The organism is Streptomyces sp. NPDC088554 (assembly GCF_044752945.1).
In the GTDB taxonomy this organism is placed as follows: Bacteria; Actinomycetota; Actinomycetes; order Streptomycetales; family Streptomycetaceae; genus Streptomyces.
The window spans coordinates 109216-124086 of the sequence record NZ_JBIVMF010000016.1; the positions used below are offsets into that span (position 1 = coordinate 109216).

The following is a 14871-nucleotide window of genomic DNA, read 5'->3' on the forward strand; positions in this document are numbered from 1 at the left end:
ACCATCACACCGTGGCGCTGGCCGAGGCGGGACGGAGGGGGAGTCGACCGGGAGCAGGTGACCACCACGGTCGGGGCGCGGCCGGTGTACCACCTCGGCCGAGGGAGCCTTCCGGCCTTGGCGCGGCCGTTTCAAGACGTTCCCGGCTCGTGGGAACCGGAGCCGTTTTACGTCGGGGTGGTAGGGGCAGTTTGACTCCCGCCCAGAAGACCGACCCAGCGTCAACCGGTGTGGTGCAGCTGGGCACATGCCTCGTACAGGCATCACGCGGATCACGCGCCACCGCTGAGAATCTCCGCCCGCCGACACGCTTCCGGTGGTCACACGCGGTGGAGGGTTCCATGCCGTAGTCAGCCCGAACGTCCGAGGAGCGCCACATGGTGGAAGAGCCTCGCACCGACCATGTGATCGTGGTCGGTGCCGGGATCGCGGGGACGGCCGCCGCGTTTCGACTGCGCCAAATGGGCCGGAAAGTGACGCTATTCGAAAGGAAGGACCACGTCGGGGGCGGATGTCTGCCCGCGAGGTGCGGACCGGAGGCACTGTCTACCGTGTCGACCGTGGCGCGAGTTGGCTCTCGCACAACTACGTCCCCATGATCAAACTGCTGGAGGACGCCGGGCTCACCGGGCGGATGCTGCCCTGCTCGGACGAGTTGGGTGTGTTGCGCGACGGTCGCGTCCACCGCCTGTCCCTGGTCCGAAGCTCGGGCCTGCTGCGGACCGGACTGCTCGGATGGCGCGCCAAGCTCAGGGCCGTCAACCTGCTGCGCGACCTCGCGGCGGCCCGCCGCAGACTGCGCTGGGAGGACATGTCCCGAGCCGCGGAGCTGGACCGGGAGAACGCCGAGGAGTAAGCGCTCCGCCGACTCGACCGCGAGCTCCTGGACTACCTGGTGGAGCCGTTGTGCGGCAGCCAGTTCCTCGCGCCGGCCGAGGAGGTCGCCGCCGTCGGGGCCCTGTGCATCATGTGGGGCACGTTCGGAGCGGCGAGCTTCACCTTCGACGGTGGTACGGGGCGCCTCCCCGAATACCTCCTCGACACCCCCGTCATGGACTCCCCCGGTACCCGGGTCGAACTGGGCGCGCAGGTCACCGAGGTCCGCCGGACGGACGACGAGGCCGTGGTGGTGTGGGAGCGGGACGGCGAGGTCCGTACGGAACGGGCCCGCGCCTGTGTCGTCGCCGTCCCCGCCCCGGTCGCGGCACGGATCGTCACCAGCCTCGACCAGGACCAGCGCCGCCACCTGGCCGGGGTGCGTTACACCAGCGATGTGCACGTGACCTTCGGGCTGCGCCGACCGCCCGTCGAGACGGCCCTGGGCGTCTCGATTCCCGGCCGGGAACACCCGGACCTCTGCATCGTGCTGTACGAACACAACCTGGGGCCCGGGCGGGCCCCGGCCGGGCGGGGCCTGGTCACCCTGATCTTCCGGCACCACTGGAACGCCCCCAGGATGACCGCCGCCGACGACGCCGTGATCGCTGACGCGCGTGCGGCGCTCGGCGAGGTGATGCCGGACCTCGCCGCGCACATCGACGAACACCGCGAGATGGCCGTCGTCCAACGTTGGGAGAACGCGGTGATCGCCCGCCCCGCCGGCGGTTACCGGGACCTCGCCGCCTTCACCGCGAGCCTGGACGGGAACTCCCCCGTCCAACTGGGCGGCGACTACTTCTCCTACAGCACCACCAGCGCCGCCCTCGCCACGGGGGAACAGGCCGCACGCCGCGTTCTTGGTCTCCCGCCCACCACCGCCGCAGGAGGCGTGGGGCTGTGAACCGGACGGTGAAGGTCTCGGCCGCACAGGGTGCCCTCCGCGAGGACACCCCGACCAAGAACCCGGACGATGTCACCCCGCCGGCCTGCGGAGCCGCCGGCCACGGCCACGGCCCCGGACCCGAACCCGGCCACGGACCCGAACCCGGCCACGGACCCGGTTCCGGACCCGGACCCGGACCCGGACCTGAACCCGGACCCGAACCCGAACCCGAACCCGGACCCGAACCCGGACCCGAACCCGGACCCGAACCTGAACCCGGCCACGGACCCGAACCCGGCCACGGACCCGGTTCCGGTTCCGGACCCGGACGCGCCCGCGGACCCTGCCCTGCCCTACCCGTGGACCGGAAGGGAAGAACGCATGGCGAACGATCCCTCGGTAGCGCACGACGCCCCGTCGTACGGGGCAGAGGTGTTCTCGTTCTCCCACCCCGCGCAGACAGAACGCCTCAACTCCTTGGGTGTTTTGTGCGACCCGGTGACGACGGCCGATCTGGCCCGGTGGGACCTTCCTGCCGGGGCGCGCTGTCTTGAGATCGGGGCCGGGACCGGGAGCCTGGCCCTGTGGCTGGCGGACCGGTGTCCGGACGGCGAGGTGACGGCCACCGACACCGACCTCCGGTTCCTGAGCGACCTGCGGCACCCGGGCCTGCGGGTGCTCCGGCACGATGTGCGGACGCAGGGGTTCCCGCCCGGTTCCTTCGACCTGATCGTCGCTCGCAGCGTGCTGTGCCACATTGCCGCCCGGACCGAGCTTCCGGCGCGCATGGTGTCCTGGCTCAAACCGGGCGGCCGTCTCTACATCGAGGACCCCTCCTTCTTCCCCGCCGCCTCCTCTCCCGACCCTGTCGTACGACGCCTCGGTGATGCCGTCACGACCACCCTCGCCGCGTCACTCGGCAGCGACGTGGCGGCTTGGGCACGCTCGTTTCCCGCCCCGCTGAGCGGTTTGGGCCTGGCCGGGCTCGGCATGCGGGTGCACTGCCCGACGCTGACCGCGACGAACGCGGCCGGACGGGCCTGGGCCCTGTCCGTCGCCGACCTGCTGCCGATCATGACGCGAGCAGGTGTGCTTTCCGAGGCCGAGGGGACCCGGGCTCTCGCCCACATGAGTCGTCCCGGCTTCGTCGACATCGCTCACGCGATGATCGCGATGTGGGGTGTCCGGCCATGACCCGGCGCATGGAACCGAGGTACGCAGGATGATCGAAGCATTAGCGGGCTCGGCCGTCTGGGCGGTTCCCGCACAGTGCGGACCCCACGCCAGGACTGCCGATGCGGCGGCCCTGACGTGGGTCGAGGCCACCGGGCTCTGCGAGACGACGGAGGAGTCCCTGGGCCTCGCCCGGATCCGGCCCGGCCTGCTGGCCTCCTGGTGCCACCCCCGGGCCGACACCGCGGACTGCGCCCTGGTGGCGAGATGGATGGCTTGGCTGTTCCTCCTCGACGACCGGATCGACGAGAGCGACCTGGGACGGGACGCGGACCGCCTCGACCACTACCTGGCCGACCCGCTCGGGGTCGCCGTCGGTGGCGGCACGGCCTCCTCACCGATGGGCCGGGCCCTGGCCGAGATCATCGACCGGGCCTCCCACGGCATGTCCGACTCCTGGCAGCTGAGGTTCCGCCGCCACATCGCCGACTACCTCTCGGCGTGCGTGTGGCAGGCCGCCCACCGGCAAGCGAGCCAGACACCGAGTCCGGACACGTTCCCGGTCCGGCGCCGGGAGTTCGGGGCGATCATCCCCTCGTTCGACCTGGTGGAGCGAACGGAGTCCGGCTGCCTGCCCCGTCCTTGTACTACTCCCGCCCGTACCAGGACGTGCTGATCGCGGCGGCGAACCTGGTGTGCTGGACCAACGACCTCATGACGGTGGAGAAGGAGGCCGCTCAAGGCGATCTCCACAACCTGGTCCTCGTCACCGCCCACCACCGCGGCCTCGACCGGCACACCGCTGCCCGCATCGTGGCAGAGGCATGCGAGGACAGCCTGCTCACGCATGAGCGGGCCCGCCACGCCCTCTCCTCGCTCACCCGGACACGCGACGTCCCGCCCCGCCTCCGACAACATGCCGACCGCTCCGCCGACGCCCTCATCGGCTGGGTCCGCGGCCACCTGGAATGGGGGCTGCGCACGCCTCGATATGACGATCCGTCCGGCACGTCGCAAACGGAGGCATCATGACAACGCCGGCCGAGACGGCAGGTGGCCGCCCCGCCCGCGTCCCCGGTGGCCTGCCACTCATCGGGCACGCTCTCCACCTCGTACGGGCACCGCTGGCCTTCCTCGATACCCAGCGGGGCCACGGAGACGTGGTCGAGTTCCGCATCGGCCGCCGCCCCGTCTATCTCCTCAACCATCCCGACCTCGTCATGGCCCTGCTCACCGGTCCCGGGGGACGTTTCGACCGCGGCGAGATCTTCGCCAAAGCGCGCCCCCTGTTCGGCACGGGCGTCGCTGTGGCCGACGGTACCCACCACCGCAACCGCCGACGTGTCGTCCAACCCCTGTTGAACGCGGCCCGGCTCCCCGGGTACCTCGACACCATGGCCGAACTCGCCGAGGCCCTGACCGGTGCCTGGCACCACGGCCAACGCATCGACCTCAACACCGAAACGGCCGGGCTGGCCCTCGACGTTGTGGCCGCGACCCTCTTCGGCCGCCCCCTCCCGGACGGATTCGCGAGCGCCGTCCACCGCGCCCTGCCCACCGTGGTGACCGGACTGGGCCTCAGGGCCTACGGGCCCGCCGCCGCCCTCCTCGACCGGTGGCCCGGCCGCGAACGACGGCGCTACCGGTCGGCTCTCGCCGGCATCCACGCAGTCGTGGACTCCCTCATCGAAGCGGATCCGAACACTCCCGCCCTCACCCGCCTCTCGACCGGTGCCGGCCACGCACAACTCCACGACGACGTGACCTCCCTGCTCATCGGCGGCTCCCACACCAGCGGCGCCGCCGCGGCCTGGATGTTCATCCTGCTCGCCCGGCACCCCTCCATCCGCCGCCGGGTCCACGACGAGGTCGACCGGACCATCGGCAACCGCCCGGTGAAGGCCACCGACCTCCCCGCCCTCGACCTCACCGGCCGAGTGGTGCGCGAGACGCTCCGGCTCTACCCACCGATCTGGCTCTTCCCCCGGCACACCGCTGCCGAGACCGAACTGGGCGGCCACCGGATCCCACCAGGCGTTCAGATTTTCTACAGCCCCTACGCCCTGCATCGAGATCCCCGGTGGTACCACGCTCCCGATACGTTCGACCCCGACCGGTGGAACCCCGAACAGCATCCCGCGCCCCCACGCGGCGCCTACCTTCCCTTCGCCGCGGGCGTGCACGGCTGCCCCGGCGGAGACTTCGCCCTGGCCGAACTGACCCTCCTCACAGCGGCGGTCGCCCGCCGATGGCACCTCGACCCGGTACCGGGCAGCAGGCCCCGCCCCGTGGCGGCGGCCACCCTCGGCCCCACACCCATCACCATGACCGTCACCCACCGCCCCGACTCCTGACTCCGGCCCCCCGGGGGGCTTCTCTTGACGGCGCCGACGCCCTGGCTGCCGTCCCTGAACGGTGAGTGGTACGCGGCAGCGCGGGGCGTCCTGAACGCACGAACCGGGAACGGGACAGTACGGACACGGGTGGCGGCCGAGCACCGTCGGCCCAGGACGTACGACCTGCTCGTGACCGGCCGCGAGCGCGCGGCGATCAACCGGGACTACTTCCCCTTCCGACCTGTGTCGCAGCAGGTCGGAAGGGGCGCGGTGGCGTCCGTAGGTCAGATGTCGCGGAAGATCTCGATCTGCGCGCCCACCGAGTTGAGGCGCTCCGCCAGATCCTCGTAACCCCGGTTGATCACATAGACGTTGCGCAGGACGGACGTCCCCTCCGCCGCCATCATCGCCAGCAGGACGACCACGGCGGGCCGCAGGGCGGGCGGGCACATCATCTCGGCGGCGCGCCAGCGGGTGGGGCCTTCGACCAGGACCCGGTGCGGGTCGAGGAGCTGGAGGCGGCCGCCGAGGCGGTTGAGGTCCGTGAGGTAGATGGCGCGGTTGTCGTAGACCCAGTCGTGGATCAGGGTCTGGCCCTGCGCCACCGCCGCGATGGCCGCGAAGAACGGCACGTTGTCGATGTTCAGACCGGGGAACGGCATCGGGTGGATCTTGTCGATCGGCGCCTCCAGCTTGGAGGGCCGTACGGTCAGATCCACCAGCCGCGTACGGCCGTTGTCGGCGCAGTACTCGGTCGTACGGTCATGGTCGAGGCCCATCTCCTCCAGCACCGCCAGCTCGATCTCCAGGAACTCGATCGGCACCCGGCGGATGGTCAGCTGCGACTCGGTGACCACGGCGGCCGCGATCAGGCTCATCGCCTCGACCGGGTCCTCGGAGGGGGAGTAGTCCACATCGACGTCGATGGACGGCACCCCGTGGACGGTCAGGGTGGTCGTACCGATGCCGTCGACCCGTACCCCCAGCGCTTCGAGGAAGAAGCACAGGTCCTGGACCATGTAGTTGGACGACGCGTTACGGATGACGGTCGTGCCGTCGTGCCGGGCGGCGGCCAGCAGGGCGTTCTCGGTGACGGTGTCGCCGCGTTCGGTCAGGACGATGGGGCGGTCCGGCGAGACCGTACGGTCGACCTGCGCGTGGTAGAGGCCCTCGGTCGCCGCGATGTCCAGGCCGAAGCGGCGCAGCGCGATCATGTGCGGCTCGATGGTGCGGGTCCCGAGGTCGCAACCGCCCGCGTACGGCAGCCGGAAGGAGTCCATCCGGTGCAGCAGCGGGCCGAGGAACATGATGATGGAGCGGGTCCTGCGGGCCGCCTCCGCGTCGATCGCCGCCATGTCCAGCTCGGCGGGCGGCACGATTTCCAGGTCCACACCGTCGTTGATCCAGCGGGTACGTACGCCGATGGAGCCCAGCACCTCCAGGAGCCGGAACACCTCCTCGATGCGCGCCACCCGGCGCAGCACCGTACGGCCCTTGTTGAGCAGCGAACCACAGAGCAGCGCCACACACGCGTTCTTGCTCGTCTTGACGTCGATGGAGCCCGAGAGCCGGCGCCCGCCGACCACCCGCAGATGCATGGGACCGGCGTAGCCGAGCGACACGATCTCGCTGTCGAGCGCCTCGCCGATACGGGCGATCATCTCAAGGCTGATGTTCTGGTTGCCGCGCTCGATGCGATTCACGGCGCTCTGGCTTGTGGCCAGCGCCTCGGCAAGTTGGCTCTGTGTCCAGCCCCTGTGCTGCCGGGCGTCGCGGATGAGCTTGCCGATGCGTTCGAGGTAGTCGTCTTCCATGGCGGAAGGTTATCTCAGTTGTGAGATAAGGGCCTTGTCGTGATGGGCTGTCGGGGTGTCGGAATATCCGTCGCGCGCGGTCCTCCCCTCCATGGTCGGAGCGGAGGACCGGCTCGGGCGACCGCTGCGCCGCCGTACGAGGGGGCGCGCGGCTGACGGAGACTCAGGGGCGCGGTACGTTGCCTTCGAACGCGCCCGCCATGTTGCCCTGCTTCTCGTAGTTCACGACGATGTAGGTCTCACCCGCGTGTGTCCCCGCGCCGAACGCCCGCGCCGCGCCGATCCGGGTGGTCCCCTTCCAGACGAGCTGGGTGAAGCTGCCGGTGGTGGGCGAGTAGCCGGGCCGGTCGAAGTCGTACGACGCGACCTCGTTGTACCAAACGTCGACCGCGGCCCTGCCCCCGAACATGTCCCCCCGGGAGCTGCCGCCCCAGAACAGCGTCTCGCCCGTCCCGGCGCGCAGCCCCGCGTGCCCGTGGGAGAGCCCCTCCTTCTGCGAGATCAGCTGGGCGCGGCTCTTCGCGTACGAGGTGAGCGCCGGGTCCAGGGTCAGTGGCGGGGTGTGGTGCCTGGCCCGGTGGGCGTTGGCCGTCGTCAGGACCTCCTGGAGGAAGGTGTCCGTCGTGGCGTCCGGCATCGGTGGCCGCGCCTGCGCCGGTGTGGCCACAGCCCCCACCAGCAACGCCGCCCCCGCCAGAACGCCCAGCCTCCCGAGCCTCCCCGATCTCGGCAGCCTCCCCGGTCCCCGCGGCCCCTCGGGTCGCCCGGACATCCCGAGCGGCCCCGGCCTCCCCGGCCTCCCCGGCCTCCCCAGGCTCTTCGGCCCCTCCGGCCTCGCCAGCTTCTTCAGCACAGAAGCTCCCCTTCCGTTTCTGTCGCATCCGGTGTCCGATGGCTGACAGAACGTTAGACGCGCGCGTCGGGGCATGCGCGTATCGAGCGAGGGTCCGGCGCGCCGGACCCGGGCATGACCGCGCGGCGGCCATGTACTAGAGTTATCTCGATATCGAGATAACTGCCGAGGGCGTACCGCGGTCGCCAAAACGGTAAGGGTTGCCTAACTAATCCTTACCTTAGCGGATCGGTCAAGAGCCATGGCGGCAGCATGACGGTAGTACGCGCACATTGATGAAGGAGACTGTCGTGTCGGCGAACAGCTTCGACGCCCGCGCCACGCTGCGCGTGGGTGACGAGTCGTACGAGATCTTCAAGCTGGACAAGGTCGAGGGCTCCGCCCGCCTCCCCTACAGCCTGAAGGTCCTGCTGGAGAACCTGCTCCGTACCGAGGACGGCGCGAACATCACCGCCGACCACATCCGCGCTGTCGGCGGCTGGGACTCCCAGGCACAGCCGAGCCAGGAGATCCAGTTCACGCCGGCCCGCGTGATCATGCAGGACTTCACCGGTGTGCCCTGTGTCGTGGACCTCGCCACCATGCGCGAGGCCGTGAAGGAGCTGGGCGGCGACCCGGAGAAGATCAACCCGCTGGCCCCCGCCGAGATGGTCATCGACCACTCCGTGATCGCCGACAAGTTCGGCACGCACGAGGCGTTCGCGCAGAACGTGGAGCTGGAGTACGGCCGCAACCGCGAGCGCTACCAGTTCCTGCGCTGGGGCCAGACCGCCTTCGACGAGTTCAAGGTCGTCCCGCCCGGCACCGGCATCGTCCACCAGGTCAACATCGAGCACCTGGCCCGTACGGTCATGGTCCGGAACGGCCAGGCGTACCCCGACACCCTCGTCGGCACCGACTCGCACACCACCATGGTCAACGGCCTCGGTGTGCTGGGCTGGGGCGTCGGCGGCATCGAGGCCGAGGCCGCGATGCTCGGCCAGCCCGTCTCCATGCTCATCCCGCGCGTCGTCGGCTTCAAGCTGACCGGCGAGCTGCCCGCCGGCACCACCGCGACCGACCTGGTCCTCACGATCACCGAGATGCTGCGCAAGCACGGCGTCGTCGGCAAGTTCGTCGAGTTCTACGGTGAGGGCGTCGCCGCGACCTCCCTCGCCAACCGCGCCACCATCGGCAACATGTCGCCGGAGTTCGGCTCCACCGCCGCGATCTTCCCGATCGACGGCGAGACGCTGAAGTACCTGCGTCTGACCGGCCGCAGCGACCAGCAGGTCGCCCTCGTCGAGGCGTACGCCAAGGAGCAGGGCCTCTGGCTCGACCCGGCCGCCGAGCCCGACTTCTCCGAGAAGCTGGAGCTGGACCTCTCCACGGTCGTCCCGTCGATCGCCGGTCCGAAGCGCCCGCAGGACCGCATCATCCTGGCCGAGGCCAAGGAGAAGTTCGCCGAGGACGTACGCAACTACGTCTCCGAGGACGAGGAGGCGGGCAAGGAGTCCTTCCCGGCCTCCGACGCCCCCGCCTCCGCCAACGGTGTGCCGACCCGGCCGACCCTGGTCACGGCCCCCGACGGCTCGACGTACGAGATCGACCACGGCGCCGTCACCGTCGCCGCGATCACCTCCTGCACCAACACCTCGAACCCGTACGTCATGGTCGCCGCCGCGCTCGTGGCCAAGAAGGCGGTCGAGAAGGGCCTGACCCGCAAGCCGTGGGTCAAGACCACCCTCGCCCCGGGTTCGAAGGTCGTCACCGACTACTTCGACAAGGCGGGTCTCACCCCCTACCTCGACAAGGTCGGCTTCAACCTCGTCGGCTACGGCTGCACCACCTGCATCGGCAACTCGGGCCCGCTGCCCGACGAGGTCTCCAAGGCGATCAACGAGCACGACCTCGCGGTCACCTCGGTGCTCTCGGGCAACCGCAACTTCGAGGGCCGGATCAACCCCGACGTCAAGATGAACTACCTGGCCTCCCCGCCGCTGGTCGTCGCGTACGCCATCGCGGGCTCCATGAAGGTGGACATCACCAAGGACGCGCTCGGCACGGACCAGGACGGCAAGCCGGTCTACCTCCAGGACATCTGGCCCTCCGAGGCCGAGGTCAACGACGTCGTCGCCAGTGCCATCGGCGAGGACATGTTCACCAAGTCCTACGCGGATGTCTTCGCGGGCGACGCGCAGTGGCAGGCGCTGTCCATCCCCACCGGCAACACCTTCGAGTGGGACCCGCAGTCCACGTACGTCCGTAAGCCCCCCTACTTCGAGGGCATGACGATGGAGACCACCCCGGTCTCCGACATCGCCGGCGCCCGGGTGCTCGCCAAGCTCGGCGACTCGGTCACCACCGACCACATCTCCCCGGCCGGTGCGATCAAGGCCGACACCCCGGCCGGTCAGTACCTCACGGAGCACGGCGTCGAGCGGCGCGACTTCAACTCCTACGGCTCGCGCCGTGGCAACCACGAAGTCATGATCCGCGGCACCTTCGCCAACATCCGGCTGCGCAACCAGATCGCGCAGGGCACCGAGGGCGGCTACACCCGCGACTTCACGGTGGACGGCGCCCCGGTCGCCTTCATCTACGACGCCTCGCGCAACTACATCGAGCAGGGCATCCCGCTGGTCGTCCTGGCCGGCAAGGAGTACGGCTCCGGCTCGTCCCGCGACTGGGCCGCCAAGGGCACCGCGCTCCTCGGTGTGAAGGCCGTCATCGCCGAGTCGTACGAGCGCATCCACCGCTCCAACCTGATCGGCATGGGCGTCCTCCCGCTCCAGTACCCCGAGGGTGCCTCGGCCGAGTCCCTGGGCCTGACCGGCGAGGAGACCTTCTCCTTCGCGGGCGTCACCGAGCTCAACGACGGCACGACCCCGCGCACGGTCAAGGTCACCACCGACACCGGTGTGGAGTTCGACGCGGTCGTCCGTATCGACACCCCGGGCGAGGCGGACTACTACCGCAACGGCGGGATCATGCAGTACGTGCTGCGCAACCTGATCCGCAAGTAACAGCACCGCATCACCACCACCCGGGGGCCGGGTCCGTACCTCTGTGTACGGGCCCGGCCCCCGTTCGTGTGCCCGTACGGACATGAGTCGGATGAACGCCCAAGTGGCCCGTGATGTCAAGGGTGTTGGTGGTGCGGCGTGTCCCGGCGCCGCCATATGTCCACGAGGTCTCAACTAGGGAAAGACTCCCGTCCGAATCCGCTTTTGATCTTGCTCCGGCGGCGGGGAGTGGACTATACCTGTCGGCGTCCACCCCGGACGGCGAGCGATGCGCGCGAGCCCGATCGAGCACGGCACTTCGAGCACGACATCCTGCACGACCCCGCTTCAATTGACCGTGAAGGCGAGGACTTGAGCATGGGATCCACCTCCGCTCGGCACGACGAGGGCCTCGGCCGTCGTGATCTGATCAAGCGGTCCGCCGCGATCGGCCTGGTCACCGCTTCGACCATGAGCTTCCTGACGTCGTGCGCGAGCGGCGGCGGTACCGAGAAGAGGGTCGCGAAGGGCGAGTCGTCCGCGCGGAACCCCCTCGGTGTGAACGCGACCGCACCGCTCGACTTCGTCCTGTTCGACGGCGGGTTCGGTACGGAGTACGCCACGGACTCCGTCAAGGCGTACGAGAAGGCGTTCCCCGGGGCGAAGGTGAAGTTCACCCCGACCCAGAAGATCCGGTCCGAGCTCCAGCCGCGCTTCAACGGGGGCACCCCGCCCGATCTCATCGACAACTCGGGCGCCGAACAGATGGACATGGGCGTCCTCGGCGCCAAGAAACAGCTCGCCGACCTCACCCCGCTGCTGGACGCGCCCTCCTACGACGACCCCGCCAAGAAGGTGCGTGACACCCTGCGGCCCGGCGTCGTCGAGATGGGCCGCTTCGACGGCGACCCGGTGTGGATCCTGTACTACGCCTACACGGTGTACGGCGTGTGGTACTCGCAGACCGCGCTGGACCGGCTCGACGCGGAGTACCCCGAGGACTGGGACGCGATGCTGGCCCTCTGCGCCAAGGCCAGGAAGAAGGGCATCGCGGGCTGGACGTACGCGGGCAAGTACCCGTACTACATCCCGTTCTCGCTCTACCCGTTCATCGGCAAGATCGGTGGTCGCGAGGTGCTCGACGCCATCGACAACCTGGAGCCGAACGCCTGGAAGCACCCGGCGGTCAAGTCGGCTTTCGAGGCGTACTACGAGCTGTACAAGAAGGGGTACGTCCTCCAGGGCACCCCCGGGCTCGACCACATCCAGTCGCAGACCGCGTGGACCGAGGGCAAGGCGCTGTTCCTGCCGAACGGCTCCTGGGTGGAGAACGAGACGGCGAAGACCACACCGGAGGATTTCGCGATGAAGGTCTCCGCGCCGTCGGGGCTCGACAGCTCGGACAAGCTCCCGTTCGGCGCGATCTGGGCGTCCGGCGGCGAACCCTTCATCGTGCCGGCCAAGGCCAACAACCCGGACGGCGGCATGGAGCAGCTGCGCATCATGCTGAGCGAGGAGTCCTCGAAGAACTTCACCTCCAAGGTCAAGTCGCTCAGCTCCTTCAACGGCGGTACGGACGGGCTCACCCTGTCCACCGCGCTCCGGTCGGGCGTCGACGCGCTGGCCAGGGCGGGGGACAACGTACTCAACCCGCGGATCCAGGACTGGTACGGCGCCCTCCAGAAGGAGAAGATCGGCACCGGCGCGCTGGGCGAGATGATGGCCGGCCGACTCACTCCGGCCGAGGCCGTCAAGAAGTGCCAGGGGTACGCCGACGCGGCGGCCGCGGACACCGCGATCAAGCACTACCGGCACCGGTAGGGGCCGGCGCACAGCGGCCGGAGCCCCGCCCGGGGCTCCGGTTGCGGCCCGGTGCGCCGGGCCGCAACCCACGGCAGTACGGCGGCGCCCGCCGGAGATTCGGGGTCGGGAGACATGCAGCACGGCAAGTACCGGTTCATCGCGGGGTTCCTCATCGGCCCGCTCGCGGTCTACACACTCTTCGTCGTATGGCCGTTCCTCCAGTCCATCTACTACTCGTTCACGGACTGGACCGGCCTCAGCCCGGACTTCGTGATGGTCGGCCTGGACAACTACCGCCGGATGCTCGACGACGCCACCTTCTGGAGCTCGCTGCGGCACAGCCTGCTGTTCGCGCTGCTGCTGCCGGTGGTGGTGCTCGGTCTCGCGCTGTTCTTCGCGTTCATGCTGAACGTCGGCGGGCGGGGCCGGAAGGGCGCCGCGGTGTCGGGCGTCCGGGGCTCCTCCTTCTACAAGATCGTGTACTTCTTCCCTCAGGTGCTGTCGATCGTGATCGTCGCGCTGCTCTTCCAGTTCGCCTACAACCCGAACAGCGGCGCCATCAACTCGGCGTTCGCCGCGATCGGTCTGGACAGTGTGAAACCGGACTGGCTGGGTGATCCGAGGCTCGCGCTGTGGTGTGTGATGGCCGTTCTCGTCTGGTCCAACACCGGTTTCTTCGTGGTGCTCTTCTCGGCGGGCATGGCCTCGATCCCGAAGGACTTCTACGAGGCGGCGCTGCTGGACGGCGCGGGCCGGGCCGCCACCTTCTTCCGCGTCACCCTGCCGCTGCTGTGGGACACCGTGCAGTCGGGATGGGTCTACATGGGCATCCTCGCGCTGGGCGCGGAGTCCTTCGCGGTCGTCCAGATCATGACCGTGGGCCCCGGTGGGCCCGCGGATTCCACCAACGTACTGACACTGCTCGTCTACCAGCGGGCGTTCCGGGACGGCCAGGCGGCCTACGCGACCGCGATCGGGGTCGCCCTGCTCGTCGTCACCCTGGCCTTCGCCGCCATCGTGATGCGACTGGGCCGACGTGAACGGCTGGAGTACTGATGAAGACCACCGACACGACCGACACACCACCGCCCACCGAGCCCGCCGAGCCGGTCGAGCGGGCACCCGCCCGGGCCGAGCCCCCCGCGCGCGCCGCGGGGGAGTCACGGACCGGGGGTGTGCTCAATGTCTTCTCGCACGGTGTGCTGGTGATCTGGGCGTTCCTGGTGGTGATGCCCCTGCTGTGGGCGGTCATGACGTCTTTCAAGGACGACAGGTCCATCTTCACCGAGCCGTGGTCGCTGCCGGACCGGCCGCACTTCGAGAACTGGTCGCGCGCCTGGGCGCAGGCGCATATGGGCGACTACTTCCTCAACACCCTGGTGGTGGTGGCCGGTTCGCTGATCGGCACGCTGCTGCTGGGGTCGATGGCCGCGTACGTACTGGCGCGTTTCACGTTCCCCGGGAACCGCTTCGTCTACTACCTGTTCATCGGGGGAATGAGCTTCCCGGTGATTCTCGCGCTGGTCCCGTTGTTCTACGTCATGAACAATCTGAGCCTGCTGAACACCATCCACGGGCTGATCCTGGTCTACATCGCCTACTCGCTGCCGTTCACGGTCTTCTTCCTCACCTCGTTCTTCCGCACGCTGCCCACCTCGGTGGCGGAGGCGGCGATCATCGACGGCGCCTCGCACACCCGGACGTTCTTCCAGGTGATGCTGCCCATGGCCAGGCCGGGCCTGATCAGTGTCGGCATCTTCAACTTCCTGGGGCAGTGGAACCAGTACCTGCTGCCGACGGTGCTCAACACGGATCCGGACAACAAGGTGCTCTCCCAGGGACTGGTCCAACTCGCGGTCAGCCAGGGCTACAAGGGCGACTGGTCCGGGATGTTCGCGGGCCTGGTGATGGCGATGCTGCCAGTGCTGGCCGCGTACGTCATCTTCCAACGGCAGGTGGTGGCCGGTCTGACCGCGGGCGCCCTGAAGTAACGGATCACCGTACGGAGCCCCCCGGCGGACCGGACCGCCGACGGTTTTGTTACGGGTTGTGCCCCCCGTTTCCCTGGCTGTGAACAGCGCCCCCGCCCAGCCGTACTCGCTCAAGGTCTTGACGGGAAGCTGCCCGAAAGCTGAGCTTAGGGTTC

11 protein-coding genes and 1 pseudogene are annotated in these 14871 nt (G+C 69.2%); 10 read left to right on the plus strand and 2 right to left on the minus strand.

Annotation, left to right across the window (positions count from 1 at the left end; all coding sequences use genetic code 11):
* Positions 1-377 precede the first annotated feature (377 nt).
* From ACIP8W_RS20240 to ACIP8W_RS20265, 6 genes and pseudogenes are all read left to right on the plus strand, one after another.
* Positions 378-599 carry an FAD-dependent oxidoreductase gene (locus tag ACIP8W_RS20240; RefSeq protein ID WP_402149068.1) on the plus strand — a complete coding sequence of 74 codons (222 nt, stop codon included), beginning with the start codon at positions 378-380 and terminating at the stop codon, positions 597-599.
* The gene (locus tag ACIP8W_RS20245) at positions 512-856 is read left to right on the plus strand and encodes a hypothetical protein (RefSeq protein WP_402149086.1); all 345 of its coding nucleotides are present in this window, start codon (positions 512-514) and stop codon (positions 854-856) included. The genes ACIP8W_RS20240 and ACIP8W_RS20245 overlap by 88 nt, the downstream gene beginning before the upstream one ends.
* 39 nt (positions 857-895) lie before the next feature.
* Positions 896-1780, plus strand: a complete 885-nt coding sequence (locus ACIP8W_RS20250; protein ID WP_402149071.1) for an FAD-dependent oxidoreductase — start codon at positions 896-898, stop codon at positions 1778-1780.
* A 363-nt stretch (positions 1781-2143) separates the two neighbouring features.
* A complete protein-coding gene (locus ACIP8W_RS20255) occupies positions 2144-2956 on the plus strand; it encodes a class I SAM-dependent methyltransferase (RefSeq protein ID WP_402204025.1) in 813 nt (270 codons plus the stop codon).
* 250 nt (positions 2957-3206) lie between these two features.
* Positions 3207-3967: pseudogene (locus ACIP8W_RS20260) on the plus strand (terpene synthase family protein).
* Positions 3964-5289, plus strand: a complete 1326-nt coding sequence (locus ACIP8W_RS20265; protein WP_402149075.1) for a cytochrome P450 — start codon at positions 3964-3966, stop codon at positions 5287-5289. The pseudogene ACIP8W_RS20260 and the gene ACIP8W_RS20265 overlap by 4 nt, the downstream one beginning before the upstream one ends.
* 266 nt (positions 5290-5555) lie before the next feature.
* Here ACIP8W_RS20265 and ACIP8W_RS20270 read toward each other — a convergent pair whose 3' ends face one another.
* Complete coding sequence (locus ACIP8W_RS20270) at positions 5556-7085, minus strand: helix-turn-helix domain-containing protein (protein WP_401955948.1); 1530 nt, start codon at positions 7083-7085, stop codon at positions 5556-5558.
* A gap of 163 nt (positions 7086-7248) precedes the next feature.
* On the minus strand, positions 7249-7752 hold the full coding sequence (locus ACIP8W_RS20275; RefSeq protein WP_401955947.1) for a CAP family protein: 504 nt from the start codon (positions 7750-7752) through the stop codon (positions 7249-7251).
* 476 nt (positions 7753-8228) lie between these two features.
* On the opposite strand from ACIP8W_RS20275, the gene acnA reads away from it, so the two are divergent.
* The 4 genes from acnA to ACIP8W_RS20295 all read left to right on the plus strand — a co-directional run bounded on the left by acnA (position 8229) and on the right by ACIP8W_RS20295 (position 14716).
* Positions 8229-10943 (plus strand): aconitate hydratase AcnA, encoded by a 2715-nt coding sequence (acnA, locus tag ACIP8W_RS20280; protein WP_401955946.1) that lies wholly within the window; start codon positions 8229-8231, stop codon positions 10941-10943.
* A 357-nt stretch (positions 10944-11300) separates the two neighbouring features.
* Positions 11301-12743 (plus strand): N-acetylglucosamine/diacetylchitobiose ABC transporter substrate-binding protein, encoded by a 1443-nt coding sequence (gene ngcE / locus ACIP8W_RS20285; protein ID WP_401955945.1) that lies wholly within the window; start codon positions 11301-11303, stop codon positions 12741-12743.
* Positions 12744-12857: 114 nt separating this feature from the next.
* Positions 12858-13781 carry a carbohydrate ABC transporter permease gene (locus ACIP8W_RS20290; RefSeq protein WP_401955944.1) on the plus strand — a complete coding sequence of 308 codons (924 nt, stop codon included), beginning with the start codon at positions 12858-12860 and terminating at the stop codon, positions 13779-13781.
* On the plus strand, positions 13781-14716 hold the full coding sequence (locus ACIP8W_RS20295; protein WP_401955943.1) for a carbohydrate ABC transporter permease: 936 nt from the start codon (positions 13781-13783) through the stop codon (positions 14714-14716). The genes ACIP8W_RS20290 and ACIP8W_RS20295 overlap by 1 nt, the downstream gene beginning before the upstream one ends.
* Positions 14717-14871 lie beyond the last annotated feature (155 nt).